At 59.5% G+C, this 25,928-nt stretch carries 15 protein-coding genes and 6 pseudogenes; 12 read left to right on the top strand and 9 right to left on the bottom strand.

All coding sequences use genetic code 11. From position 1 onward, the window contains the following. Positions 1–45: 45 nt before the first annotated feature. Together ACVJGD_RS38445 and ACVJGD_RS38440 are read right to left on the bottom strand one after the other, a co-directional pair. Positions 46–467, bottom strand: a pseudogene (locus tag ACVJGD_RS38445) (ATP-binding cassette domain-containing protein); the annotation flags it as partial. A gap of 205 nt (positions 468–672) precedes the next feature. Next, positions 673–1,206, bottom strand: a pseudogene (locus ACVJGD_RS38440) (tryptophan 7-halogenase). 742 nt (positions 1,207–1,948) lie between these two features. Between ACVJGD_RS38440 and ACVJGD_RS38435 the strand changes: the two are divergent. Together ACVJGD_RS38435 and ACVJGD_RS38430 are read left to right on the top strand one after the other, a co-directional pair. Then, complete coding sequence (locus ACVJGD_RS38435) at positions 1,949–2,359, top strand: globin domain-containing protein (RefSeq protein ID WP_456639063.1); 411 nt, start codon at positions 1,949–1,951, stop codon at positions 2,357–2,359. Between the two features lie 997 nt (positions 2,360–3,356). Next, entirely contained in the window at positions 3,357–3,956 is a 600-nt protein-coding gene (locus ACVJGD_RS38430) for an HdeD family acid-resistance protein (protein WP_456639062.1), read from the top strand. 441 nt (positions 3,957–4,397) lie between these two features. Here the strand turns inward: ACVJGD_RS38430 and ACVJGD_RS38425 are convergent. Further along, a pseudogene (locus tag ACVJGD_RS38425) lies at positions 4,398–5,726 on the bottom strand (IS5 family transposase). 614 nt (positions 5,727–6,340) lie between these two features. On the opposite strand from ACVJGD_RS38425, the gene ACVJGD_RS38420 reads away from it, so the two are divergent. Together ACVJGD_RS38420 and ACVJGD_RS38415 are read left to right on the top strand one after the other, a co-directional pair. Next, positions 6,341–7,576 (top strand): cytochrome P450, encoded by a 1,236-nt coding sequence (locus ACVJGD_RS38420; protein WP_456639061.1) that lies wholly within the window; start codon positions 6,341–6,343, stop codon positions 7,574–7,576. A gap of 234 nt (positions 7,577–7,810) precedes the next feature. After that, a complete protein-coding gene (locus tag ACVJGD_RS38415) occupies positions 7,811–8,206 on the top strand; it encodes a hypothetical protein (RefSeq protein WP_456639060.1) in 396 nt (131 codons plus the stop codon). Positions 8,207–8,783: 577 nt separating this feature from the next. Here the strand turns inward: ACVJGD_RS38415 and ACVJGD_RS38410 are convergent. The 4 genes from ACVJGD_RS38410 to ACVJGD_RS38395 all read right to left on the bottom strand — a co-directional run bounded on the left by ACVJGD_RS38410 (position 8,784) and on the right by ACVJGD_RS38395 (position 12,198). After that, positions 8,784–9,512, bottom strand: coding sequence for a reverse transcriptase domain-containing protein (locus tag ACVJGD_RS38410; RefSeq protein WP_456640508.1), 729 nt, complete (start codon positions 9,510–9,512; stop codon positions 8,784–8,786). Between the two features lie 52 nt (positions 9,513–9,564). Beyond that, positions 9,565–10,815: a group II intron reverse transcriptase/maturase gene (gene ltrA, locus ACVJGD_RS38405; RefSeq protein ID WP_456632677.1), complete on the bottom strand. Its 1,251-nt coding sequence runs from the start codon at positions 10,813–10,815 to the stop codon at positions 9,565–9,567. A gap of 538 nt (positions 10,816–11,353) precedes the next feature. Further along, positions 11,354–11,896, bottom strand: coding sequence for a reverse transcriptase domain-containing protein (locus ACVJGD_RS38400; protein ID WP_456639059.1), 543 nt, complete (start codon positions 11,894–11,896; stop codon positions 11,354–11,356). Next, positions 11,893–12,198: a hypothetical protein gene (locus ACVJGD_RS38395; RefSeq protein WP_456639058.1), complete on the bottom strand. Its 306-nt coding sequence runs from the start codon at positions 12,196–12,198 to the stop codon at positions 11,893–11,895. Before ACVJGD_RS38395 ends, ACVJGD_RS38400 begins: the two co-directional genes overlap by 4 nt. Positions 12,199–12,555: 357 nt before the next feature. On the opposite strand from ACVJGD_RS38395, the pseudogene ACVJGD_RS38390 reads away from it, so the two are divergent. From ACVJGD_RS38390 to ACVJGD_RS38365, 6 genes and pseudogenes are all read left to right on the top strand, one after another. Then, positions 12,556–13,549: pseudogene (locus ACVJGD_RS38390) on the top strand (IS630 family transposase); the annotation flags it as partial. Between the two features lie 56 nt (positions 13,550–13,605). After that, positions 13,606–14,545, top strand: a protein-coding gene (locus tag ACVJGD_RS38385) for an IS630 family transposase (RefSeq protein ID WP_456639057.1) whose coding sequence is annotated in 2 segments (ribosomal slippage) — positions 13,606–13,952 and positions 13,951–14,545 — 942 coding nt in all. Because the reading frame shifts where the segments join, the coding sequence is not laid out codon by codon here. A gap of 8 nt (positions 14,546–14,553) precedes the next feature. Continuing rightward, a pseudogene (locus tag ACVJGD_RS38380) lies at positions 14,554–14,691 on the top strand (IS630 family transposase); the annotation flags it as partial. Positions 14,692–14,814: 123 nt separating this feature from the next. After that, positions 14,815–17,088 (top strand): hypothetical protein, encoded by a 2,274-nt coding sequence (locus tag ACVJGD_RS38375; RefSeq protein ID WP_456639056.1) that lies wholly within the window; start codon positions 14,815–14,817, stop codon positions 17,086–17,088. Between the two features lie 419 nt (positions 17,089–17,507). Continuing rightward, positions 17,508–17,846 carry a ribbon-helix-helix protein, CopG family gene (locus tag ACVJGD_RS38370; protein ID WP_456632515.1) on the top strand — a complete coding sequence of 113 codons (339 nt, stop codon included), beginning with the start codon at positions 17,508–17,510 and terminating at the stop codon, positions 17,844–17,846. Positions 17,847–17,989: 143 nt separating this feature from the next. Further along, complete coding sequence (locus ACVJGD_RS38365) at positions 17,990–19,756, top strand: recombinase family protein (protein WP_456639055.1); 1,767 nt, start codon at positions 17,990–17,992, stop codon at positions 19,754–19,756. Positions 19,757–19,871: 115 nt separating this feature from the next. Here ACVJGD_RS38365 and ltrA (ACVJGD_RS38360) read toward each other — a convergent pair whose 3' ends face one another. After that, positions 19,872–21,170, bottom strand: a complete 1,299-nt coding sequence (ltrA, locus tag ACVJGD_RS38360) for a group II intron reverse transcriptase/maturase (RefSeq protein ID WP_456639054.1) — start codon at positions 21,168–21,170, stop codon at positions 19,872–19,874. A gap of 586 nt (positions 21,171–21,756) precedes the next feature. Here ltrA (ACVJGD_RS38360) and ACVJGD_RS38355 point away from each other — a divergent pair. Beyond that, the gene (locus ACVJGD_RS38355; RefSeq protein ID WP_456639053.1) at positions 21,757–23,022 is read left to right on the top strand and encodes an IS256 family transposase; all 1,266 of its coding nucleotides are present in this window, start codon (positions 21,757–21,759) and stop codon (positions 23,020–23,022) included. Positions 23,023–23,095: 73 nt separating this feature from the next. Further along, on the top strand, positions 23,096–24,286 hold the full coding sequence (locus ACVJGD_RS38350; protein ID WP_456639052.1) for an IS110 family RNA-guided transposase: 1,191 nt from the start codon (positions 23,096–23,098) through the stop codon (positions 24,284–24,286). Positions 24,287–24,590: 304 nt separating this feature from the next. Here ACVJGD_RS38350 and ACVJGD_RS38345 read toward each other — a convergent pair. After that, a pseudogene (locus ACVJGD_RS38345) lies at positions 24,591–25,655 on the bottom strand (IS256 family transposase); the annotation flags it as partial. Positions 25,656–25,928: the final 273 nt, after the last annotated feature.

The following is a 25,928-nucleotide window of genomic DNA, read 5'->3' as shown; positions in this document are numbered from 1 at the left end:
GTCCCGCCGGTCGGTTCAGTTTTTTGCCATACGGGATACGGGTTCTCATCTACCACATTCAGAACCGACGCTCCCTCTAGTCCCAGGGCTCATGGCTTCAGCTGTCGTCACATCGGGCGACGGTGCGCGAAAATTCTGCAATGCTCCCCACCTGAGCCTTGATCCGGTTTGCGCCCGCCACAAGCGAGCGTAAACACCTTCAGCTGTCAGCAAATCAGCGTGCTTCCCTCCGCAACAACCCGCCCGTTGTCCAAGACCACGATCCTGTCGGCCCACAAATCGTGCCGAGCCGAGAGAGGAGGTCGCCTCGTCGAGGATCAGGATCTCCAGGTCCCGGTACAGAGCCCGAGCCCACGCAAGGCGCTGCTTCTCGCCGCCGGAGAGGCGCAGACCGCTCTCGCCCAGATAGGCCTGGAAGCCGCCGAGCCAGGCTCGATCAACTCCCGCAGCCCTATTTGATCGCAGATTGGGTCTCATCGCGTTGCTCTGCTGTTGCAGAAGAGTTCCTCGTTTGCCGAAGATGCTGAAGATATTCAAAATGGCCGGGCAATGTGCGGACTAACTCGCCCGTGCGATCCCGCACTGCTTGGAATGCCGCGACGGCAGCGCTCACGTTAGCGTGCCGCAGAGTAGGCAGACTGTGGACGGGCCAATAGTGCAACCCAAGCAGCATCACAGAATAAGAGTAGAATTCGAAGCCGTGGTTGCACGGGTTCCTACTCCTTTCGTTCGGAAGCCGTTTTTTCCAAAGCTGAAGACGTTGGTTGACCGAGGGAGGGACAGAGATCTCCTTCGTCGCCGCCAAAACGGCGTGTCGGCCCTGTCAGAAGCGCGATAATGAAGGACAAGAAAGTCGCGCACCCCGTCGATGCAATCGGCCACGATCCTATTGTAGTCGGCGACTACATCCGGGTCCATCATGGGACCTGACTAATGCCGCAGGAGCTCCTCAATGCCGAGCTGAATGAAGAAAATCCCGGTCGACTCTAGTGGCTCCACGAAACCGGAGGACAAACCGATTGCGACGCAGTTCTTGACCCAAGAATCTTTCGCGCGCAGACCTAAATGTGCGCGAAGGTCAGATTCAGCTTGTTCGGAAGGGACGAACTGACTGCAATAGACGTAGCCGGTCCCCACGCGGTTATAGAGAGGAATGTTCCAGACCCAACCGGACGGTAAAGCAGTGGCTGAAGTAAAGGGCTCGATATCTGATGTGTCGGCTTGGTAGGGGGACCTCCCTTGAGGTCGCCAGCTGTCCGGACGCGGGCGGCATGGTGACCAACCAATCCTGGTAGGTGCGTCGCGCGTCTTGTCAGGTGATATAATCCGGCGGCAAGCCCGGGGCGGGCAGGTCAGCGAGCTGACACGTTGGCCGGCCGTTGAAGTTAGCGGCGCGTGAACGGACAGCGCTTGCGGATGCCGCCAGCGCGGAGGTCACATCGCCGCTAACTTCTCTGGCAGCGCGGGCGCGGCAGGGACAGCGTCGGCTTTGTTCATTCACCGACGCCGAGTCACGCCCGCGCTGCTTCCAGTTGGGTGCGAGACAAAATATCGTCTCGACCAGCAGGAGAATTTGGCTATGAAGCTTGAATCCGGAATGTCGCTCCGGAGCGGACAGCCGGATAATCTCGGCGCCCTGCTCGTCTCCCAAATAGCGTCATTGATGTAGATCATTTCCAGAAACTACTTAAGGATGTAAAACGCACAAGGGGAAACGAGGTTTCACATGGCACCAATCTCACTACGACATCGCGAAAAATGTCCTCGCTGTGGTTCTGCGCTAATCCACCTCGAGTGGCATGAACGCGTCAATGCGCGCGAAATCCAGCATCTTTGGCGCTGCTGGGACTGCAAACACGAATTTGTCACGGTCGTCACTTCTGATGAGAAGGCGCCGTCAGTCACTGAGATCACAATGCCATTCTTTACAAGCCTGCTCGTCTGACCAATGACACTCGAGCAGGTCGACCTTATAAGGATCTCGTTCGACGCGATGTGGCCGATCCGACGCGACATCGCTGACCTGTGTTACAAACGGTTCGTCGAACTAGCTCCCGACGGAAGAGACCTGTTCGCCGGCGACATCGAGCGGCAGCGGATGAAGGTGCTGGACATGATCACGGCGCTGGTCGCCTCGCTCGACGAGAGTCCGATGTTCCAATCGCTGATCATGAATTCAAGTCGCAGCCACGCCAGACTTGGCGTTCAGCCATCGCACTATGTCGCAATGGGCGAGGCGTTGATGTGGAGCCTTGAGTGCAAGTTCGGCGATGCGTTCAGCCCGGAGCTGCGGGAATCGTGGCGAACACTTTACGCCAAAGCCCAGGCCGAGATGCTGCGGTCGGTCGCGAAAAGCTAGAGCGTCACCCAGCTTTCCTCCGACGCCGAGAGGCCGGAGTTGGTCACTCATGGCCCATCCGTTCGTTAGCCAACCTCCACTTTTGTGTCGCTTATCAGTATTCGACGAACAGGGCGGAATAAGATCAAGTGGGCATTTCGGGTTACCTTACGACTTGAGGGAAAGTCGTTATGCAATGAGCGCCCCGGCAGTAGCGTGGCGTGACCGTCGGGCGCGATGGCGTAAATGAGCGCGCTGCGCGTATGCGCGGAGGGGCCGCTCTCGATCCCGCGGGCAGCTTGCATAGCCACGAGAACCGTGGCCGTGCCACGCGGTAGTGATCGCGCCCGAGAAGCAACGATGCCGTAAAGTGATTGATTTCAACCAACTGGCGATTGCTCGTAATGGCGACATCGCTTTGGTTTTCCTTTGCAGTCTTCTCGTCACTGGTAGGTAGAACGGTAGAACGCGATTCGGCCCGGAGAACGTAGCGCCGGCTAACTGCAAGAGTTTGCAGGTGACGGAAATAATCTGATCCGGAAAGCAAGCAGGCCCAGCGAGCGGCGTTGATTTAGGATGCCAACCAATCCTGGTAGGTACCTCGCAGGTCTTTTTTGGCGATACTATCCAAGCAAGCATAGGTCCAACAATGAAAATGGCTGTTTGGAGTGCACTCTGAAGAGCAGCTTCGTGTCGTTAAGGCCGTAGAGTGTCAAGCGCAGCTCGCCGAGGCCACCCTCAAGCTGCAAGAGCGCAGCGTGATTGCGCAGGAGCGCCAAGCGTGGCACGCCGATTGCTCAGTGTACGCCACCGGTCTCACGGGGCTCAGTGATGTGGCCTCCCGCCATCCGTTCTGGGGCGCGGCCCAAACCCTAAGGGACGAGGTCACGATGCGGATGGCACCGAACAGGCGAGCATAGCATGGGCAAGCTGAGGCAAGCTCAGCCCTGGTCGCAACAAGCGACGGCGATTGTACGCGCGCCATGCGGCGGCGCAGCTTTCGTATCGGAGCACCATCATGACAAGTACTTCTGATATCCAGCAGCGTTTTCGACCTGGTCCGGACATCGCTTCACTACCGAAGTGGGGCTGGATTTTCGCCCTCGGCGTAGTTTATCTGATCACTGGCTTCGTGGCGCTCAGTACGGTTGCGCTCGCGACCGTGGCAAGTGTGCTACTCGTTGGCGTGATGATGATCATCGCCGGCGTTGCCGAAGTGATTAATGCGTTCCAGGTTAAGACGTGGGGCAAGTTCTTGCTGTGCGCTCTTTTGGGTGCGCTCTACATCGTTGCGGGCCTTGTGACATTTGAGAATCCTGCGCTCGCCGCTGTGCTGCTTACGCTGATGCTCGGCGCATCGCTGGTCGCCGCCGGCATCATGCGCCAGATCCTGGCATTCAGCATGAAGCGCGCAACGCCCCGGTTCTGGCTGGCGATATCCGGCGTCATTACCCTGCTGGTTGGATTGTTGATCTTAGCACGTTGGCCGATCAACAGTGTTTATATTCTGGGCCTGTTTCTCGGCCTGGATCTCATTATGGCAGGTGCGAGCTGGATCGGAATCAGCTTCGGCCTGCGCCGCAGTTCCATCGTGTCACAGACACGATCGCCGGCGTAATTGCCGGCCCCCCTTGGTTTCGAAGGAGAAAGACATGCAGGACCACAGCAATTTGGGGCGCGTAACGCCGTCGCAAGCGGCTTGGCCCATGCCTAGCTCTATTGAATAGGATCGCGCACCGGCAGCCGTAAACATATCCCGAGGACTTCTGGAAAACGCTCCGCGAAGAGCGGCTCACTGAAGGAGGAGTTCCCGCCCGGCACCCGAACGAAGTGAAGCACTTTCTTGGTATCGGGCCTCCGTTGCAATAGGGCCGGCTTACCGGAGAAGGATATCATCCTTGCCTCGACGATCGAAGCACTTCATTGCTCGGTCGGATCCTAAAATCGGGCCGCTCAACTATCTTAGCAGTACCTTTGCTGCTAAGCTTTGCGCTGGATACCCGTGGGAAGTGATTCGTCACTACACTGTCGTTCGTGAAGAACGTTTCTGAGCGGTGTTTTACGCAAGGTGTGGTTGCGATAGGCGGCGACAGAGTATGGATAGCAAGAGGCGTAAAAGTTCCGCGAACCAGTGGCGGAGCAGGCTGAAGTTGTAGCCGGCGGCGGCGAGAACGGCATTGATGCGGTCGCCGTCGCGGCCCTTGAGATGGTTGCGGCGCATTCGGTGGTCGTCCTTGAGATGGCCGATCACAGGCTCGACGGCGGCACGACGCCGCATCTCGCGGCGGATGGCTTTGGTGACGCGGCGAACCTGGCCGCTGATCCAGACCTTGAACCGGTCGGGATAGTTGTGGCCGCGATAGCCCTTGTCGCCGTGGATGCGGCGCGCTGCGACACCTGTGAGCTTTTCGAGATCGGCGATGACGGGACCGAGCGTGTGGCCGTCATAGGGATTGCCGTGCAGGGCCTTGGCATGCAGCACGAACTGCCCGCCTTTGGGCGCGGTGGCGGGCGTGGCAATCGAGACTTTGCAGCCAAACTCGTAAGGTGCCCGGGCCTTGCCTTTGCCGATGCACTCCACCTCGGGGGCGTGCAACGAGTAGACCTTGGGACCGCGCTGACGCTGCTCTTGATGGCGAACCCGGTGGGCGAGATCGAGCAGCGGACTAAAGCGATCCTCAAGCGCAGGGTCGCCCTCGATCTTGCGTCTGATGTCACGGATGATGCGGCCAAGCCGGGTGCGCAGGAATTTGAGCTCTCGCCGGGCGCGCTTGAACTGGTGGGCATGCGTGTAGCGCCCCACCATGATGGCGGCGCGCTTGGCCACGCGCAGATAGCTCTAGCGCAGTTCGATGCCCTCGCGTTTGGCCAAATCGACCAGCTTCTCGATCGCCATAAGCTGCGCATCGCTCGGATGCGCGATCGCCTTCTCCTGGACGGTGGTGTCCACAACGACCCGATCGAGATCTTTGGTCTCGATCGCCCCAGTTCGATGCGCCAGAGAGAGGCTTTCTTGCAACAGCGCGGCGATCTGCTCCTCGCCCAGCCGCTGGCGCCAGCGGGTCAGCGACGAGCGATCGAACGGCAGGTCGTGCCGGAACACCACCTCGCCGCAGAAATACTGAAAATACGGGTTCTCGACCCACCTGTCGCACAGCGCCTCGTCAGAGAGATTGTGCATGTGCTTGAGGATGAACAGTCCGGCTACCAATCGTGTCGGCAACGGTGGCTGCCCCGGCCCGAGGCGACAGACCGAGCTGAAGCGTCCCGCCAGGAAGTCCCAATCGATCTCCGCCGCCAGGCGCACCAGCGGATGGCGAAGGTTGATGATCTTTTCCAGAGATGGACGAAACAGATCGTCCTGACGATCGTCGCGCGGCTGGCTCATGGGTTCTCCCCAACAGCGAATCTCGCCGTCAAAGGAATCACGAAGCCGCCAAATCCGGAATCCAAAAACGCAAGAGAACCAAGACCTACCCACGGCTTTCTTGCAAAATCGAATACTTGCTCACGTCAAATCACAGCGACGGATCAATCGCTTCCGAATTCTTCACGGGCGACCAAATAGGCCTTTCTCGGCGGAGCGGCCCTAACCGATTTCGTCCACGACGATCCACGTGGTTCGCGGTCAACGCACGATTATATGGCCAACAAGTAACTACTCCAAGTGCGGCCGTGAGGAGCCAAAGACGTCGCATCTTAAGGAAGTGGGAAGCTGCGCTCACATTGTGTCCTGTTTGGTGGCGCGAGCAGCGATGTAGCCGGCATTGGGCGACGCCTGTGCAGCCAGGATTGTTCTCATCGATCCACTGAGGCAGATCGAGTCAGAAAGTCAATGCGATCCTTACCTGCCGGAGCTGGTAGGGGGGACTGCCCGCGCTTTGGGATACTCTGTTGGGACGACGGCACGCTCGCAACCAAAACGCCACGGCAGCTCGAAACTATGGATCGCGACCTGTGGATCCCCAAGCTCTCGAGAGAGCAAAATCTGGGGAGACGATCATGAAAAGGCAATTGGCAGACTATAGAACCGACGGCGCGTGTAATATCCCGCTGAGCAATCTGGACGTAAGCGAAGCCAAGCGCTTTCAAGATGATAGCATATGGGGTTACTTCCAGCGGCTACGAAGGGAAGATCCCGTTCACTACTGCCAAGATAGCCCCTATGGTCCATATTGGTCCGTAACGAAATACCGCGATATCGTGGAGGTAGATACCAATCACAAAACATTCTCGTCGGAGCAGGGCGTCACTATTGTCGACGTGCCTGACAAGCACTGGACGCAGAGTTTCATCAAGATGGGTCCGCCGAAGCATCGCGAGCAGCGTGATACTGTAAGTCCGATAGTCGCGCCGGAAAACGTGACGAAGCTCGAGAGCTTGATCCGTCGTCGCGTCAGGACGATTCTGGACGGCTTGCCGCGCAACGATGACTTCAATTGGGTGGATAGGGTCTCCATCGAGTTGACGACGCAGATGCTTGCCACGCTATTCGACTTTCCATTTGAGGATCGACGTCTCTTGACGTATTGGTCGGACGTAGCTGTTGCAATGCCGAGAACTGGCCAGCCCGTCGACAGCTGGGACAAGCGAAGTGCGATCTTGTCCGAGTGCTTGGCGTGTTTCGCGCGGCTTTGGAACGAGCGCATCAATGCCAAGCCGCGTCTCGACCTGATTTCCATGATGGCACACTCGCCTGCAACTCGACACATGGAGCCGAGTGAGTTTCTTGGCAATCTGATTCTGCTGATCGTGGGTGGGAATGACACCACGCGCAATTCGATTACCGGCGGCCTCCTATTCATGAACCAGCATCCGTCCGAACTGCGAAAGCTACGTGATAATCCCCAGCTGGGGTCGAGCGCAGTGTCCGAGATTATTCGATATCAAACGCCCATCGCACATATGCGCCGCAACGCCGCGGCCGATACCATCATCGGTGGGAAACAAATCAGGAAGGGCGACAAGGTCGTCATGTGGTACATCTCAGGAAACCGCGACGATGAGGTCATCGAGAACGCCGACAGCTTCGTCATCGACCGCAAGCGGCAGCATCTTTCGTTCGGATTCGGGATCCATCGCTGCGTTGGTCGACATCTTGCGGAGCTGCAGCTGAAAATACTCTGGGAGGAAATCTTAAAGGCGCGACTGGAAGTCAAGGTTGTCGGCGAACCCGAGCGAATTCCGTCGAACTTTGTGCACGGTTATTCCGCTCTTCCTGTGCGGATTGCAGTTTAAGCCGTGATGCTCCGGCTTGGCAGCCGCCCAGCGCCGCGGTTTGTCTTCCTCTTTGACCACTCTCGTCGCTGCACACTCCCTAAAGCGATTGATCGGCGTGAAGGAATATCCAGCTCGGGAACTAGGCTAGCATTCAGCAGGCGTTGACTGCCTACGAGGAGCGATGAACGGTGGTGCCTGGCCGAAGGTCTTTGCATTTCCAGTTGTCAAAGGCAGTCCAGATGGATTCCAGTATTGGAAATTCCTTCTGACTTAACGTTTACGACACTTCCGGCGATGAGCTTAACATTGAAGATTGTAGCGGTTGGAGCGATTTTCTTTGGAGAAGCGCTTTCGATCATCGCAGAGTTGATTGCCTCAAAGCAGTTTGGAAAGGCCGGCGGAGATCTGACAACGCTCCTGCCCATGTGTCTGCTGATATCCTTCGCTGGCATCCTTCTCGTTTTCGGATATGCACTGGGCTACATGCATCTTGAGAACATCTGGATCATCATCGCGATATCGGTGGGAGCAATTTTAGTGGTGGAACCGGTTCTAACCCTGCTGCTGTTTCGAGACGTCCCTACGGCAGGCTCGCTGATCGGGTTGGCGTTCGGTGCGCTGGGCACGCTCGCTGCGATATTGTTATGAGCGTATTATAAGTACGCATAGATGGACGGGGTCTTCAGCGAGATCCTATTTTGTAGTTTACGCAACGTCGGTTCTGCTCATGCAAGAAGAAGATGTTGCTTTGACGAATTGTCCACATCCAGCCCAGATTCGCGCGTCGTTGGATCCGTGAAATTTTCGATCGAAGACCAGCATCTCTTGCCTGGAAACAGGACGCTTGCGGCTGCCGAAGGTTTGCAAATCGACATCCGGCGGTACTTTCCTTCACCACCCTTCTCCAGTCCGTTCCACGATGCGGGCATGCTTGTGACGGCTCTTCAGTATTCGGGATGGCCCTTGGCAAGGCTGTTCCATAGACAAAGCCGCCGGCATCGGCCGGAGTTCTTAAGGATCGCCAGCACGGCTGATACTGCGCGGCTGACAGCGCACATTCCATTTCGCTCACGGCGAGGCAACGCCAGGCTGCGGCCCTGCACGGCACTAACTATCCTGCGGCGTCGCGTTCTTTGCTGCATCGTAGTCTCCAGCGCCACAGCGGCTTCCATGGAATCGGAACTAGTACCCACTTTTCTTGGATCGTTCGCGGTAGGGACGCTCATTACTGAGCGCCCCCCGCACAACACCGTACGTGCGGCTTTCCCGCATACGGCGTCCACCTTGGGTGAGTGACGGCAAATCGCTGATTGGGCCAGGGGTGAAGGATCCGAGGTTGTGGGAGGTAGTCGTCAGCAAGCTTCAGTATCCGCTCCCCGCTCGTGTGGTCCTTCTGACCGCGTCGCCGTAGCGTTCGCAGCCAAAGGTCCCTGATATGGGAGCGGAACCTCAGCAGAGCTCGAAAATTTGTCGGCACTGCATGGTAGGCAAAGAAGCCCGTGGTGACCTGCTTGAGCCACTTCCCCTGTTCGGGGATCGGCCTGTGCATACGCCGTCGCAATTCTCCTTTGACCTCCTTGAGTTTCGCCTTCATGCGATCGCGTTGGGTCTTCCGATGGATCAGGAATGTTCCTCGGCGCGACTTGCCGCAGATCAGCGTGAAGCCCAAGAAGCTGAAGGTCTCCGGTTTGCCAAGCCCGCGCTGCTTTCGCTTGGTCGCCGCATGGCGGCCAAACTCAATCAGTCGGGTCTTGTCCGGATGCAGCGACAGCGAGAACTCCTGCAACCGCTCGCGCATTGCTTCCCAGAAGCGGCGGGCGTCACTCTCATGCTCAAAGCCCACGACCAGATCGTCGGCATATCGCACTATGATCATGTCGCCCGTGGCCTCGCGCCGTCGCCAGCGCTCGGCCCAGAGATCGAAGATGTGGAGAGTAGGCCGAAGGAATTGCACCTTCGGCCTCTCGCAGAACGGTGCATGAGCCTCTCGACTCACACCGCTCCCATCAGACAAACGCGCCGATCCCTCCAAAACGCCAATGGGCGAACAAAGACGGGTTCTGCTCTGCAATTCTTTGCATGAGCATGCTGGCCCGCACTTTGTGTCCACGTAGCCGGCGGTATTTCCGCATGATCCAGGCGCGTATCGTGTAGTCTGCGTGCCTGTATATCGGCCACATCGCCGAGGGATAGAATTGCCCGTAGTAAGCGATCCAACCCCGGAGGATTGGATTGAGAATGCGAGCAAATTCTTCCAAGCTGAGATGGGACTGATTGCGGAGATTGAGCCGCCGCGTGTGTGCCCGCATAGCTTTAAGAGATTTTGTACTGACCGCAGGTGAGAAGCTTGTGAAGAGTACGCCCCTTGCACGCGTTCTGGCACCCCGCGCTCGGAACTCGTAACCTAAGAAGTCAAACTTCATGTTCGGGTACGAATCCCTTCGATTTGAGTCCTTGCAGTAAACAGTCTGCGTTTTATCTGGATGCATTTCCAGGCCACATGCTGCAAGTCGAGCTTGCAGTGCCGCCTTAACGGCGTCTGCTTCCGCTCCAGTCCTGCAATGCACGAGCCCGTCATCAGCATAACGGCACCAAGGAAGGTCTGGAAACATTCGCGTCATCCAGACATCGAACGCATAATGCATAAACAAATTACTCAAAACGGGGCTGACCACACCGCCTTGAGGCGTTCCTCGGGTTCGTTCAACCAGAGTACCGTCTTCTTGTTGAAGCGGCGCGATGAGCCAACGTTTGATGTAAAGCGTTACCCACTTACACGTCGTGTGTTTCTCGAGCGCCTTCAGTAGAAGCGCGTGGTCGATGTTGTCGAATAGACCTTTTATATCAAATTCCAAAACCCAATCGTATCGCCAGCAACGATCGCGGGTGACAGCGATTGCATCCAGCGCCGATTTCTTCGGACGATAGCCAAAGGAATCGGGCAGGAAGATAGATTCTAGAATCGGTTCAAGGTATTGCTTGACAACCGTCTGTGCCACGCGGTCGGCCACTGTAGGCACGCCGAGAATTCTTTCCCCGCCATTCTTCTTCGGAATGGCGACCGCTTTGACCGGCGGCGGAAAATAGCTTCCCGACGTCAGCCTGTTCCAGATTTTATACAGATTGCCCTTCAAGTCCTTTTCGAACTCAGTGATTGTCTCCTCATCCACGCCGGCAGCGCCCGCATTGGCTCGGACGGCCTTGTAGGCTTTCCACACTTGCTGTTTCGAGATATCAAACGGTTTCGCTGCACTCACGCGCCTCCTCCTCTTGCGAGTTGAACGCCAAATACAGCTGTCTGACCCGACCCCTTTGCTCCAGCCGCATTACCAGCCTTCATCGCTCGTACGAGTCGGTCCGTCCCAGTGCTCCGCATCGGGCGTTTCGCCTTGTGGTTTTGGCCACTTGTGCTTTTCCCTTGACATCGGAACGACTGGTTCCCGCAGTGCCGTACTGAAGCCTGAGTCAGAGTCACGCCCCCTATACACCGGCCGCCATCTGCCCAGTAATCAGGTTTCCGACAGATTTGTCCCGGGCTCTGCACTCGCGCCCGGTTTTGACGACGTTTGACTTTAACGACGCGTCTTCGAGGGTTTATTTGCATTCGTCTCTCTGACTCTTACCTGCTGGGGTTCTTCTCCCCACGCTTTACTCCCGCGCTCACGACCATGGCTCTTTACCTAGGCCGCCTGGAGTGGTTTGAAGCCTGCTCCTGAAAGCCGACTTCGGAGGGCCCGCCTCCATCTTCTGTACAGCTTCTTGTTTGATTGGATCAGTTCATTCTGAACTCCTCTCTTACGACTGCGGCACACAGTGTAGGTAGACGTTAGCGAGGAGCGGTGAGATCACCGAACCCTGCCCAGTTCCCCTATCACTGACAGTCACGACTCCCTCTTCAAGGACGCGCGCCTTGAGCCATTTCTGAATCAGACGGATCATCCGCGAGTCCTTGATCCGATGCTCCACGAAACGGACCAGCCATTCCCAGCTGACCGAATCGAAAAAGCTTCGGATGTCGGCATCGAATATCCAGTTCACCTTTGTGCTGCCGATTCCGACAATGAGCGCATCCAGCGCATCATGCGTGCCGCGCCCAGGCCGAAACCCATACGAGAAGCCGAGGAAATCTTCCTCATAGATCGCGTTCAGCACTGCGAGCGCTGCTCGTTGGACGACTTTGTCCTCCAGAGCGGCGACCGCGAGGGGGCGCTGCCGCCCGTCCGGCTTAGGTATGTATACTCGCCGCGACGGCAGTGCCCGATACGCTCCCCGATGGAGCCGAGCATGTAAGTCCTCGAGATTGCGCTCGAAGGCTGTCTCGTACTCCTGCCACGTCAACCCGTCCACTCCAGGTGCGGCATTCTGCTTAAGTTCGTAGACGCCTCTTCGAGCAGCTCGACCCTGATGTGGTGGAAGAGCGAGGTGAACTTCTCCTTCTTCCTTTCCCTTGCGACTCGTCGTATGCGGTCCAGCGCATTTGACACACTTTCCCGGTCCTGTGCCCGGCGTGCGTTTTGCTGGTCCGCATTCCCCTTGGTCCCCGCCCTTGGCTCTACCGGCTCCGCAGCCGGTCGCCCGGCCTTGTTCGTCGGCTTCACAGCTACTATGACGGGGGCAGACTTCCCACGTTCGTGCATCATCGACTACGGCTCCTCGCCTTCCCGATGCGGGCCGAGGTGGCTACGCCGCCCCGGTCAAACGCGGAATCTCCCAGGTTCCGTTGCGATCCTTTTGTGCGTGATGTGGCCTTCGACCCCGGCAGGGCGACAGCACCTCGCATAGCGGTGCCGCACATGTTGCCTTCGACCGACTCAACAGCCTCGACCCCTGCGTTGTTATCAGTTTCGTGGCTCAATCCCACACCCCACACAATTGCTGTGTACGCTTCGTACCCGCCGTCGCCGACGGCCACGCAACACTCACTACCGGGCGGCCTGCTACGGCCTTACCCGGACCGGCCTTGCATCGGCTGGATCGCACCAGCTTCTCCTGGCGCACTGAGTCGTGATTCAAGATTTGGACGATACCGAAGCAGAGAAGTCCACCTTTCAAGGAAAGATCGCAAGGTGCTTGAGGCGTGTTGTCGCTCGCCGGTGACGTTGCAACGCGATTTGAAGCGGGCGCGGATAGTGCTTTTGGCGGCGGACGGGCGCAGCACCCGGTCGATCGCCAAGGAAGTTGGGGTCCAGCCGCGGATTGTCAGCCTTTGGCGGCATCGCTATGCCGACCATGGGCTAGAAGGTCTGAAAGACAAGCCGCGGCCTGGCAAGCAGCCGATTTATACGAAGACGACCGACAAGCGGATTCTGAAGCTGCTGGACAAGCCGCCCCCGGACGGGTTTGCGCGCTGGACCGGCCCTTTGCTGGCCGAGGCGCTGAACGATGTTGACGTCCAATATGTCTGGCGGTTCCTGCGCAGCCACAAGATCGACCTGGCGGCTCGCAAGTCCTGGTGCGAGAGCAACGACCCGAACTTTACGGCCAAAGCCGCCGATGGTGTCGGCCTCTACGTCGCCCCGCCCGCGAAGGCCATTGTGCTATGCGTGGACGAGAAGCCCTCGATCCAGGCCTTGGAGCGAGCGCAGGGCTATCTGAAGTTGGCCAATGGCCGCGCCTTGACCGGCCAGAGCCACGATCCAAGCGCCATGGCACCACACCATTGTTTGCGACGCTCGAAGTCGCCACCGGAAAGATCATCGCGGCTCATTCAAAACGACGTCGCCGCGTCGAGTTTCTCGACTTCATGAACAGCGTCACCGCGGCCTTTCCGACCGAAAGCTTTACGTCATCCTCGACAACCTCAACACCCACAAGAAAAATGAACGTTGGCTCAAGGCCCACCCCAACGTGCAATTTCATTTCACGCCGACAAGTGCGTCCTGGCTCAATCAGGTCGAGGTATGGTTTTCGATCTTGCAGGGGCAGTCGCTCAGCGGCACCTCCTTCACTAAAGCAGTTTCCGCCCGATCTGAATCTGAGGGATTCCCAAACGGTTAGCGATGATGGAGACTGTGTGCATTGATTCTCCTTGCCGGTGGGGGCGGGCGGTGCCGAAGGCCTATTCTTGTGACCTGCGGGAGCGCGTTATCGAGGCCGTGGCTGCGGGCGCGTCGCGGCGCGAGGCGGCCGAACGCTTCGAGGTGAGTGTAGCATCGGCGGTCAAGTGGGTGCAGCGCTGGCGGAACGATAACAGTGCCGCTGCGAAGCCGCGTGGCGGAAGCGTTTCGCCGCTCGAAGAGTTCGCAACCGAGATTCTGGCTGTGGTTGCTGAGCATCCAGACCTGACCCTGGTGGAGACGCTTGCAGAGCTGCGCAAGCGGAGAATTCGAACCAGCCGCAGCGCGCTCTGGCGCTTTCTCGACCGTCACAACATCACCTTTAAAAAAAAGCCTGCAGGCTACTGAACGGCAGCGAGAGGACGTTGCGCGAGCTCGCCGACGTTGGATACGAGAGCAAGGTTTTCTTGATCCCGCCCGGCTCGTTTTTATCGACGAGACTGCGGTCAGCACAAATCTGGCGCGGCTCCGGGGGCGTGCGCCAAGGGGTGTCAGGGTGATCGGCGCCGTTCCGCTGGGGTCATGGGAGACCATCACTTTCGTGGCGGCCTTGCGCCACAATAAAATGACTGCCCCGATGGTGATCGAGGGAGCTATGACCGGAGAAATGTTCCTCGCCTATGTTGAGCACTGCCTGGTTCCAACCCTCCGGCGCAACGACATCGTCGTGATGGACAACTGCCGAGTTCACATGGCGCCTGCCGTTAGGCACGCGATTGAGAGGGCAAAGGCGAGCCTGCGGTATCTCCCGAAATACTCGCCTGATCTTAATCCGATCGAGCTGCCCTACAGCAAATTTAAGGCATACTTGCGTAAGGTCGCGGCACGAACAGTTCCGCATCTCACGCGCGCGATCCGTTCGTTCATCCCACAACTAAGCCCACGCGAATGCACCAACTATTTCGCTCACGCAGGCTATGCTTCTAAATGACAGGAATCCGCTTTAGCCTCAAGCAGCTTCAGGACCACATCGATGCCTACGTCAACGCGTACAACGACAAAGCCGAGCCCTTCGTCTGGACCAAGAAAAAGGTCCGCCAACGCCGATTCAAAGACCGCCGTATCACTCAGCTCTGATTCCGGGTACTGGGGCGACTCGGATTCTCTTGTGCATCCGAAGAGCGCCCTTCGTCAGCAAGTCGTCAGCCAGGTGGTCTATCCAGCTAGGCTGCGCATTGTTGACTGTATCGGAGATGGAACATGACGGGCATAGGCCGACCTGGCGAACCACACATTGGGGCTACAGGAGCCGACAGCACGTCGGGATCGAGCAGTTCGCGCTCGGAGTCCGGTTTCATCCCTGCGGAAGGCAGCCAATTTTTTGACTCCGTCGTGGAGCGGATGCGCTCTGCGCCTGAAGATGAAACGGCAGTGATCACGAGCCAGCCGTCCGGTTCGGGTGTGGCAGTCCCCATTTTCTCAGGAGGTGAGGGGATCGACGCAGCGAAGCGAAAAATGGACAGCCTGCTTGTGGAACTTGATACTTGCCGCAATGCGGCCGTGAACGCCCAGAATTCGTCAGAGGAGCAAGAACTGATCGATCAGTTCGTCAAGGCAGGTTCAGCAGTTCTGGACTGCTACGCGAACCTGTCCTCACATGTAGCGCGCAGCATTCTGTCTGACGATCAGGCTCGTCGACTTCGTGACGAGACGCTCGAGGCAGCGGACGAATGCAATGCGCTGGGCACCCCGACGACCTACGCCCTGGAGGAGAGCAGGAAGAATGCGGGAAAGGTGCTTGAGCGGATCCGCCAATCCAACGCTCCACCCGACCAGCTGATCCGAGCGGCGTCCAGTGTGGCGAAACACTATTTGGCTTGCGTGGAGTGGTGGGGAAAGAAGGCATTGCGCTCGGAACGGATGCAGTCCGTCTGCGCGGCCACTGCCAACTTGCCAAGCACAACGGCCGAGATGCGGCAGGCCGAACAGGCTGCACTACGGCTGCACACCGGCTGGGCGCTGTTTACCAAGAACATGCATCTGCAATCGCAGGTCGCTGTCGCGCGGGTCATGATTGAATCGCAGGCTAGCACGTTCGAGCCAGCCGTCAGGCAAATCCTCTTGGGTGAGAACGGTCGGGCGCGTCTACTCGGAACCTTCATCGAGGACGTTGTTCCGGCATTTCTCTCGACGGGCGATGCTGTTCTAAACAGCAAAGGACGGGCCCTCGACGCACAGAACTGCGCCGTTCTGGAAGGGGTCATGGAGCGGCTATCGGAATTTGCGTCGGCTTTGCACGACATGGTTGCCGAGCTAAGGAATGTCGGAGCAGGTGGGAATCTCCCGCTGGAACTGTTGGATCAGATCGAGGAAGCCGCGTGGGTCACTGCCCATGAGATCATGTGCCTCCTGGAAGTACAGCCGAACATGCCCGCCATCATTGCAGCTCCAGCCGAGGCTGGAGCTGCGTTGCCTGTCAACACAACCGGCAGCGCTGCGGTGGCCGAAGGCGCTGCGGCGCGCAGGAAGGGGAAAGGCAAGCGCAGGCCGGCCGCTGGCGCGGGGAGTTCGGCCGTTGGGCGGCCGGAGCTGCAGCCCTCTGGGCCCGACGCCGACACGGCGCCAGCAGCCAAGGTTATCGTGCTTTCGGATCTGGGCACCAAGAAACTCGCGACTGCAGAGGAGGCACATGCGAGGGCGCCATCGTCGGCGACGGAACATTTGGCGATGTGGCAGGCCCCGCCATCGAAAGAGGCACTGACACGACTGCTCCAGCGGTTGGACGAACTTTTGCAATTCGATCTGGCCGGTCAGCAAAGGGCCATCTCGCAAGCGCGCCACATGAAACCCGAAGATGCCGATCACGTCGTGGACACCGTCGTCGAGCGCCTGCAGAGCCATGCCGCCGAGATTGAGGCCTGTGTAGCCGCGCTGCAGGAGCCTCGTCGGCGTGGCCTACTCACGCCTGTGCAAGTGCCCGAAGTGCACGACAAAATGGTCCGCCTCAAGGCGATGTTGTCCGAGGTGCAGGGGCAGGCAAACGCTTTGAAGGCGCGAAAGGCCACGATCAAGATGGATTGCATGAAGACCTACGCCTTCCCCTCGCAGCAGTACCTTGAACGCTTGCAGGCGGCCGAGGAGTTGGCGCCCTTGGAGCCACCGCGCGCGTTGAAGGGCGAGCCAGGGAGGCTGTTCGAGATCAAGCTGCAGCCGAAGGCACTGGGCAATGGTGCAATGCCAAGTCCGATGTGGGTGCACATCCATACGAAGCGGCCGGTATATGCGTGGCAGCTGGCGACATTGGACGACGCCGAATTCGCCGCTTGCCACGTGAAATCCAATGAACAACGCGGCTACAATCGCCTCTGGCAGAATGCTCGAGCTGCAATGGGTCACGAAGACGTCGTGATCCACCGCGGCAAGCTTACGCCGGCGTTCTGCAAGTCCTTGTTGAGCACAGTTGACGGCCAGGCATGGTATCCCCGTCTCGAGGCGGAGTTCGGCTCGATGCAGCTCGCTCGACACGGGATGTAGTGCGCGTATCTCGCAATAGAGTGCCGCTTGCGCCGACACCATCAATAATGCCGCCGATTCCGGATTCCAGGCGGACCGCTGATCCGCTCCAGGATGTCCGAGGCGTCCACTCAGGCAAGGCTGGACCACTGATGAGGAGACCACGCTCTAAGCTTGACTTTGGCCAATTTTGGCGTGGGTCTATCGACCGCGCGCGACGCGGAACATGGGATCGTTCTCTACGATCTCGTGGGCGCTGGTCAACATGAGTTTCATTACTCCCCTTACGCAAAAGGCAACTTCACCTTCGATCGGGTGATTTGTGGCTGGCGCAGAGGGCTAGCTGTGCTCGACCTGCGTCTTAAAAGGTAATATGCGTGCGGGGCTAGTAAACGAGTTGTTAACTATGGTTATGTCAAGAAGAAATACGTTTATGTCAGATGGCACGTTCAACGAAGACGCAGAAGGCCCTGAACTTGAACGCGGCGCACGGCCTGTTGTCGCGGGGAAGCAGCGTGGCAGAAGCGGCGACCATGTTGGCGCAGGAACGCGGCATCTCGCTGCGGCAAGCGTATCGATATCTGCAACGCGCGCGTGCGCTCCGACGTGCGATGCCGGTTGGAGAACCGTCGGTGCCAGCAACGTTCAAAATTCCCCGCGACGTGCTCGCGCAATTGCGTGCGTATTCCAGGCGCAGCGGTTTGCCGCTGAGCGTGATTGTCACCGAGGCGATCGAGAAGCGTTTGACCGCAACACGTCGGCGCGGAAGACATGGCTAAGCGCTCTGCAGAGCGTCCTGCCGTTTGTTTGGAATTTGCTTTCGATCGCCTGCTCCCCATCAAGTTACAACAAGCCTATGGGCTGCTGGTTGCGAACTGTGTTCGTCCCGTAGGGCAGGACTCCGAGAAGAGAGGAGACGGCCGTGAAGCCTGCAGCGATCTACGCCAGGGTCTCGTCGGACAAACAGAAGGAAGAACATACCATTGCGAGCCAAACGGAAGCTCTGCGCGGCTTCGCCCTACAGCAGGGCTTCAGCGTGCCCGATGAATGGGTGATCGAAGACGAGGGTTACAGCGGAGCTACGCTCGTTCGCCCGGGCCTGGAAAGGGCTCGCGATTTGGCGTCGGAGGGGCAGATCGATGCAGTCCTCGTTTATTCACCAGATCGACTGAGCCGAAAGTATGCATATCAGGTGCTTCTCATTGAAGAATTTGCACGACATAACGTCCAGACGGTGTTCATCAAAGCGCCCCAGACAGCTACAGCGGAAGATCAGCTGTTGTTGCAGTTCCAAGGCATGATCGCCGAGTATGAACGGGCGCAAATTCTGGAGCGGTCACGCCGGGGCAAAAGGCACCGTGCACTGCAGGGAGTTGTCAACGTTCTTTGCGGCGCTCCGTTTGGCTACCGCTATATCCGTAAGACTGAGCACGCACCCGCGTCTTACGCGATCATAGACGCTGAGGCGGCCGTGGTGCGCAAGGTCTATGAATACTACACCGTTGCGGGTTTGAGCATCGGCGCCATCACGCGTCTGTTGAACGAACAAGGCATTCCTACGCGCAAGCGTATCTCGCGTTGGGAGCGTTCGGTGGTTTGGGCGATGCTGCGCAATCCTGCGTACAAGGGAACGGCATGCTTCAACAAAACGAAGACGGCGAAACGACAACGCATCACGCGGCCAATCCGTCTGCGGGGCGGATTTGCCTCACGTGACAGCGCCCACCACGAGCGGCCACGAGAGGACTGGATCGAGATTCCGGTACCACCGATTGTCACCGAGGAAACCTTTGCACTGGCTTCGGAGCGGCTTAAGGCGAACAAAGACCGTGCGCCTCGCCGCACGATCACACCCAGCGTCGTGCAAGGCTTGGTGTCGTGCCGCAAATGCAGCTACGGTCTTTATCGCACTTCGACGCGGACAAGTGCGCGTATGATCCACTACTATCGTTGTCTTGGCTCCGACGCATGGCGCCGCCTTGGCGGGCCGGTGTGTGATAGTAAGCCGATACGACAAGATCTTCTTGACGAGGTGGTATGGCGTGAGATCCTCAAACTGCTGGAGAATCCACGCCTCATTCAAGAAGAACTGGAACGGCGATTGGCTGCGGCACGCACTGCCAGCCCCGTCAAACGCCGTGAAGAGCACTTGCAGCGGGAGTTGGCACGCGTACGAAAGAGCATGGAACGTTTGATGACCGCGTATCAGGAAGAACTGATATCGTTAGACGACCTCCGCCGTCGCATGCCCGAGCTTCGCAAACGTGATCAGGCAATCAGCGCCGAGCTAAATGCGCTTGAGACCCAACTTGCCGACCGCGCTGGATATCTGCGTCTAGCAAAAACCATGACAAGCTTCCTTGCACGACTACGCGAAACGGCAAAAACGCTGGAGGTCGCGGAGCGTCAGCGCATTGTGCGACTCCTGGTCAAGGAGATCCTGGTGGACGATGACACGATTGTCATCAGACACTCGATTCCAGCTCCAACCGAATCAACTGACGGCAGTGGGCCGCCCTCGCGCTCCAAAGGTCACCAACCGCTAGGCGACGCAAGTTACCTTTTGCGTAAGGGGAGTAATGCGCCCCATGTTGCCGAAGGTCGTCCAACGACCTTTGACATTCGACCAGTAAAAGAGCTCGAAGCGGTCGGTATCTGGGATCGGTCGCAGCCGGGCAATCGGGTTTGAGCTGCGGCGCGGGAATGGTCGAGTAGCTAAGCCATTCGGCTTCGCCCTCACAGATCCGGGCATGCAGATTTCCCGCACCCGGCTCTTCTCGAGAGTCACCAGCATCGGTTTGCTCCTACGCCCATGAGTGAATGATACGTGGCCGGGGCAAGGGAAAACGCGCTTCCACAGTCTCAAACCAATCCCGGCCCTTGTTCCGGTTCTTCTGGCTGCGCCGTCTGAGGCAAGTGAGCCAGATGCGCCGGACCTCCTGCAGGAATCCGTTGAGAGAGCGCCAGTTGTGTGGGACACCATAGTAGCCGTAGTGGCCACGCAGCACGCTGGAGTACCAGCGGTGCTGTGTCGCCATCGGGGCATGCATGATCTGCCACGCTTCCTGCCGCAACGCCTTCAACTTTCGCGTCATGCGCTTGCTCTGCGTTTTGCGTTTTACGATAAATCTGCCGTCCCTGGTCCATCCACAGTAGTGGGTGAGGCCGAGGAAGGCGAATGTATCTGGTCGCCGCGCGCCGCGTTGCCGTCGAGCCATGGCCGGTAAGCGGCCGAACTCAATGAGACGCGTCTTGTCCTCGTGGAGTGCCAAGCCAAAGCGCGCCAGTCGCTCCTTGAGGTCAGCCATCATCCGTCGGGCATCTGCCAGCCGTTCGAAGCCCATCACGAAGTCATCGGCATACCTCACGATCGATACCCGACCGCGCGCGTGCCGACGGCGCCATTGATGCACCCAGAGATCGAGGGCGTAATGCAAGACGATGTTGGCGAGGCACGGGCTGATGCCTGCCCCTTGCGGTGTCCCCTTGTCCGTTTCGTACCATTCTCCGCTCTCAAGGACACCGGCCTCAAGCCACATCCGAATGAGCCGGAGGATCCGAGGGTCGGCAATCCTGTGCGCCACCATCCGCATCAGCCACTCGTGATCAATCGAGTCGTAGAAGCTGCGAATGTCGGCATCGAGCACCCAGTTCACGTGCTGGCTCATGATCGCTGTATGCAATGCTGAGAGAGCCTGATGTGGGTTGCGCCCCGGCCGAAAGCCGTAAGAGAACCCCATGAAGTCGACTTCGTAGATGCTGCTCAGCACCTCGGCAACCGCGCCTTGAACGATTTTGTCTTCCAGCGTCGGCACGCCGAGTGGACGCCGTCCACCATCTGCCTTCGGGATATGTACACGCCTGACCGGCTGCGGCCGGTATCGGTTGGTGTGGATTCGTTGACAGAGCTCCTCGAGATTGCTCCCCAGGTTCTGTTCGTAATCCGTCACCGTGATCCCATCGACCCCCGCGCTCGCCCGCCGCTTCTGCCGCCGGAACGCTCGTTCGAGCGCTTCGACATTCACATGATGCAGCAAGGCCGTAAATTGGGTATGGGCGGCCTTGCGGGCCGCCGCGTTCACCCTCGCGAGATTGGGCGGCAAGACACCCCGGCTCTGCGTCCGGTCCTTGTCCCTCTCGTTGGGGCTCCTCTCGAGCTGGTTCCTTCCCTCAGCCCATCTCGTTTCCTTCGATGGCTTCATCGGTAATATAAACCAGTCCGACTCCCGACCTCAGCTCGGATGGCGGCTCCGGCGTTGCCTTGTCGCCATCCCCCACCGGGGATCATTCCGGTGGACCCAGTCGGGCCTCTCATGTTCCGATGCGTGCTTTCCATGCGTGATCCGGCCTTCGACCCCGACGGAGCATCACCGTCTCGCTTAGCGACGGCGCACATTCTGCCTTCGTGGTCGGGAACACACTCGGCCTCCGTGACATTCAGCATTTCGTGGCTCAATCCCGCACCCCACATGGCCCCTGTCTACACTTCAGACGCCGCGTTACCGCGACGCCCGCAAGACTCGGTCCTGATCTGCCTGCTACGGCTTTGATCAGATGAGACTCTCACTCATAGGCGCGCATCAGCTTTCATGACGTACTCCCGAGTGCTGTTGAAATAGGAGGAGCGGCGTTGCTCGCCTTGAGCTGTTAGGCTCGGGGTGTCGAATCCACGAGAAGGAAAGCAACGCCATGAAGAAGACTATCACGACAACGGCCAGCGATGCGACCACGATGGTGGAAGCGGCCTGGCAAACAGTTGGGGAAAGCTTCGACCGTTTCTGCCTGACGGCGGGGATCGCGAGCCTGACGCAGATGATGGAAGAGGATAGCGAGCGGCTCTGCGGGCCACGCCATGGGCGGTCGGACCAGAGAGCCGGCCACCGCTGGGGACGGACCACGGGGCGGCTTCCCTTCCACGGCGGGACAATCGAGGTCGAGCGGCCGCGTGTGCGTCGACGGGACGGCGGTGAGATGAGCTTGCCGAGCTGGGAGGTAGCGCGGGCGGAAGATTGGCTCGGCAAATGGGCGATGAACCTGATGCTGCTGAACGTCTCGACCCGCCGGTTCGGTCGTGCGGTCCGCCTGCCGGAGGGCGGCGTTCCCGCAAAATTGGGTGACAGCCGATCCAAGTCGGCCGTCTCGCGCCGGTTCGTCGAGTTGTCGGCAGAACGGATGGCCGCATGGATGTCATCAGATCTGTCGCGGCTCGATCTGCTCGCGATCCAGATCGATGGGTTGCATATCCGCGATGAGCTGACACTGGTCGCCGCCGTTGGCATCGACGGCGAAGGCAACAAGCATCCGCTGGCGGTTGTCGAAGGTGCCACCGAGAATACTGCGACCGTGCAGGCGCTGCTGGACAACCTGACCGGCCGTGGGCTCGATCCTACCGTCTGTCGCCTCTTCATCATCGATGGTGCCAAGGCGCTGTCGAAGGCGATCCGCCAAACCTTCGGCCGTCACACGCCGATCCAACGGTGTCAGATCCACAAGGCCCGCAACATCGTCGAGCGCCTGCCGGGCCATCTGCATGCGACGGTCCGCAAGGCGCTGCGTCAAGCCTGGGAGATCGACGCTACGGCACGCGCCGAGCAATTGATGAAGAACCTGGCGCGCCGCCTGGAGCGTGAGGCGCCGGGGGTAACGGCCAGCATTCGCGAGGGGCTCGATGAAATCCTCATGGTCACGCGCCTGGGCCTGCCGCAGCAACTCCGCCGATCGCTCGCCTGCACCAACATCATCGAGAACATGAACGGCACGATCCGCCGCGTCTGCGGCAACGTCAAGCGATGGCGCGACGCAAGCATGGCCCTGCGCTGGACCGCTGCGGGCATGATCGAAGCAGCAAAGGGCTTCAGGCGGCTGAAGGCGTGGAAGCAATTGCCGATCCTGAAGGCTGCGCTGAGAGCCATTCAAAACCGCCACACCCTTGAGCACAACCGAAAGGTCGCGTAACCTCCATGTCACGCAACGCTCGCTCTCCCAGCTTCAACATCGAGCGGGACATCCCCACCGAACTTTCGGGGAGGTGGTATTTTGGGAAGACGGCAGGCTCCGACATGCGGGCCGCATTGATATGACGCGGACTGCGCTGGAGGGATTTGGCAAGACGTTGCTGGCCAGTGATGAGGTGGTGGTCGAAGCGACCGCCAACAGCATGGCGGTGTCGCGGGTTCTGGCGCCGTTCGTGGCACGGGTGATTATCGCCAATCCGCTGCAGGTGAAGGCGATCGCCCAGGCTCACGTCAAGACCGACAAGATCGATGCCGGTACGCTCGCCAGTCTGCGGGCGGCCGGGTACCTGCCGCAGATCTGGACGCCTGACGCGGAGACCGAACGCAAGCGTCGGCTGGTGGCGCGGCGCTACCAGGTCGTGCGGCATCGCACGCGGCTCAAGAACGAGGTGCATTCGATCCTGCACGCGCACCTGATCCCGAAGTGCCCGCATGCCGATGTTTTCAACGCCCGCGGCCGGGCGTGGTTGGCCGCTCAACAGTTGCCGGACGATGAGCGCGCGGCCATCGATCGGCACGTCCGTGAGCTTGACCGTCTGGCGGAAGACCTGGCTCTGCTCGACCACGAGATCGCGCAGGACGCCATCGACGATTCCGCGGTCAGCAGATTGATGACGATCACCGGCGTCAACTTGGCGGTCGCCGCTGGCATCGTGGCCGCGATCGGCGACATCAGCCGGTTCAACAGCCCGCAGAAGCTGGTGAGCTATTTCGGGCTGAACCCGCGGGTGCGGCAGTCCGGACTGGGAGCCGCCCATCACGGCCGTATCAGCAAGATTGGCCGCAGTCATGCGCGCGCCATGCTGGTCGAGGCGGCCTGGGCCGCGGCCGAGGCGCCCGGTCCACTGCATGCGTTTTTCGTGCGGATCCGCGCCCGGCGCGGCCATCAGATCGCTGCGGTGGCCGTGGCTCGCAAGCTCACGGTGCTCTGCTGGCATTTGTTGACCAAGGGCGAGGACTACCTGTGGGCGCGCCCGGCGCTGGTCGCCAACAAGACCCGCGCGATGCAGCTTCAAGCCGGACATCCGCAACAGAAAGGTAGCCGCCGTGGACCAGCCTATGCCTACAACATCAAGGCGCTGCGCGACCGTGAGATGTTGATTGCCGCCCAGGCGGAGCGAAGCTACGAACGATTGGTGGCGCAATGGAAACCGCGGCGGCCAAAACCCGGCGCGCGGGCGCCTCAGCTCGGCAGGACAAAATAGGCAGTCCGGTGACGCTTGCAGCCGACGCGTCACGCTTCGCCACGAGGTCGCCCGCGCCCGACAACCATAATCGCCGCTGACGGCAAGTGCCAGCCAGGAATGCAGTCCCGTTCCACGCCAGCATGCCGCCGTGCTCGGGCCGGTCAAGGCCAAGCCTTGCGGTGGCCGCAAACGCGGCCAGCCTTGACCGCCCCTGCGCGCGGCGGCTGCGAGATCGGTGGCCGGGACGGAAGAATGGCCCGCAGCGCGGCCGAACAAAAGAATGGACGTACGCGATTTCCGCAATTGCCATCTCGGTCATAAAAAATCGCTTGTCCATCTCATCCGTGGTCCGCAAGTGGACCCAGTGCTCGGCCGGGAAGTCGTAGAACGCCAGTAGCGTGTCCCGATCCTTGCTCAGGCAGTCAGCCGCCTTCTCGTATTTGGGCGTGTAGCTCTCGATGAAGGCGTCGAACGCCAGCTCGGCTCCGGCCTTGGTTTCGGCCATCCAGATCTCCTGCAGCGCGCGTTTGGCCTTCGGCTGCTGGCTCTTTGGCAACTTGGCGAGCACGTTCGCGGTCTTGTGCACCCAGCAGCACTGCTCGCGCGTTTTCGGCCAGACCTCACCGGCGGCCTTCCAGAACCCGAGCGCGCCATCGGCGATGGCGAGCCGCGGCGGTACGTCGAGCCCGCGCCGCTTCAGCTCGAGCAGCAGATCGCGCCAGTCGTGCGCGCTCTCGCGGGCGCCATCGGTGAAGCCGACCAGTTCTTTGCGGCCTTCCGGCGTCGCGCCGATCAGCACCAGGATGCACTGCTTTTCGTCTTCGAGGCGTGCCTGGAGATGGATGCCATCGGCCCAGATGTAAACGTAGCGCTTCGCCGACAGATCGCGCCTCTGCCACGCGGTGTGTTCGGCGAGCCAACCGTCCTTCAGGCGGCCGATGGCGGATGCCGACAACCCGGCAGCGTCCTTGCCGAGCAGCGCCGCCAGCGCCTCGGAGAAGTCGCCGGTCGAGATCCCCTTCAGATATAGGATCGGCAGCAGCGTCTCGATCGACTTTGACCGGCGCATGTAGGGCGGCAGGATCGACGGAGAGAACCGGATCCGGCCGGGATCGGCGGCGTTCGCCTCGCGATCGCGCACACGCGGCTGCCGGACGGCGACCGGACCGATACCGGTCATCACCTCGCGCTCCGGCAGGTGACCGTGACGGACGACGCGCTGGTGGCCGTCCACAGTCTTCAAATCGGCATGCTCGCCGAGAAAGTCCGCGACTTCGGCCTCGACCGCCTGAGCCAACAGAGCACGTGCCCCATTGCGCAAGATTTCGGTGAGTTGATCGTCGACGTTTCCTGGCTGAATCAGCTTGATGATGTTATCGTTGGACACGGCATATCGCTCCTTCGGTGGAGAAGTGGAGGCGTCAAGCACCCCCACGATATGCCGCCTTCCCGATTCCCGCCGTCACCAACTTTCAGCGATAGCTCTGTTCGCGTTCGGCAGAGAGTCTGCCGCGAATGCTCCATTCGTCGCGTTCAGCCTGTGTCCAATTGACGACGTGGATGGCAGGAACCCAACACTGAGGCGCACATATTGCGCCGGCGCGGCGAGAAGCGCTCGTTTGCCTCTCTTGAAGCAGGGCCGCACAACGTCCTTTGTGGT

This window comes from Bradyrhizobium sp. USDA 10063 (assembly GCF_054063735.1).
The sequence above is the reverse complement of the archived record's forward strand: the minus strand, read 5'-3'. Positions and strand labels throughout refer to the sequence as shown.

Bases quoted from the DNA above. Each gene is read 5' to 3' on its own strand.
- ACVJGD_RS38435 (WP_456639063.1), top strand. From the start codon at position 1,949: ATGACACTCGAGCAGGTCGACCTTATAAGGATCTCGTTCGACGCGATG.
- ACVJGD_RS38430 (WP_456639062.1), top strand. From the start codon at position 3,357: ATGACAAGTACTTCTGATATCCAGCAGCGTTTTCGACCTGGTCCGGAC.
- ACVJGD_RS38420 (WP_456639061.1), top strand. From the start codon at position 6,341: ATGAAAAGGCAATTGGCAGACTATAGAACCGACGGCGCGTGTAATATC.
- ACVJGD_RS38395 (WP_456639058.1), bottom strand. From the start codon at position 12,198: ATGATGCACGAACGTGGGAAGTCTGCCCCCGTCATAGTAGCTGTGAAG.
- ACVJGD_RS38375 (WP_456639056.1), top strand. From the start codon at position 14,815: ATGACGGGCATAGGCCGACCTGGCGAACCACACATTGGGGCTACAGGA.
- ACVJGD_RS38370 (WP_456632515.1), top strand. From the start codon at position 17,508: ATGGCACGTTCAACGAAGACGCAGAAGGCCCTGAACTTGAACGCGGCG.
- ACVJGD_RS38355 (WP_456639053.1), top strand. From the start codon at position 21,757: ATGAAGAAGACTATCACGACAACGGCCAGCGATGCGACCACGATGGTG.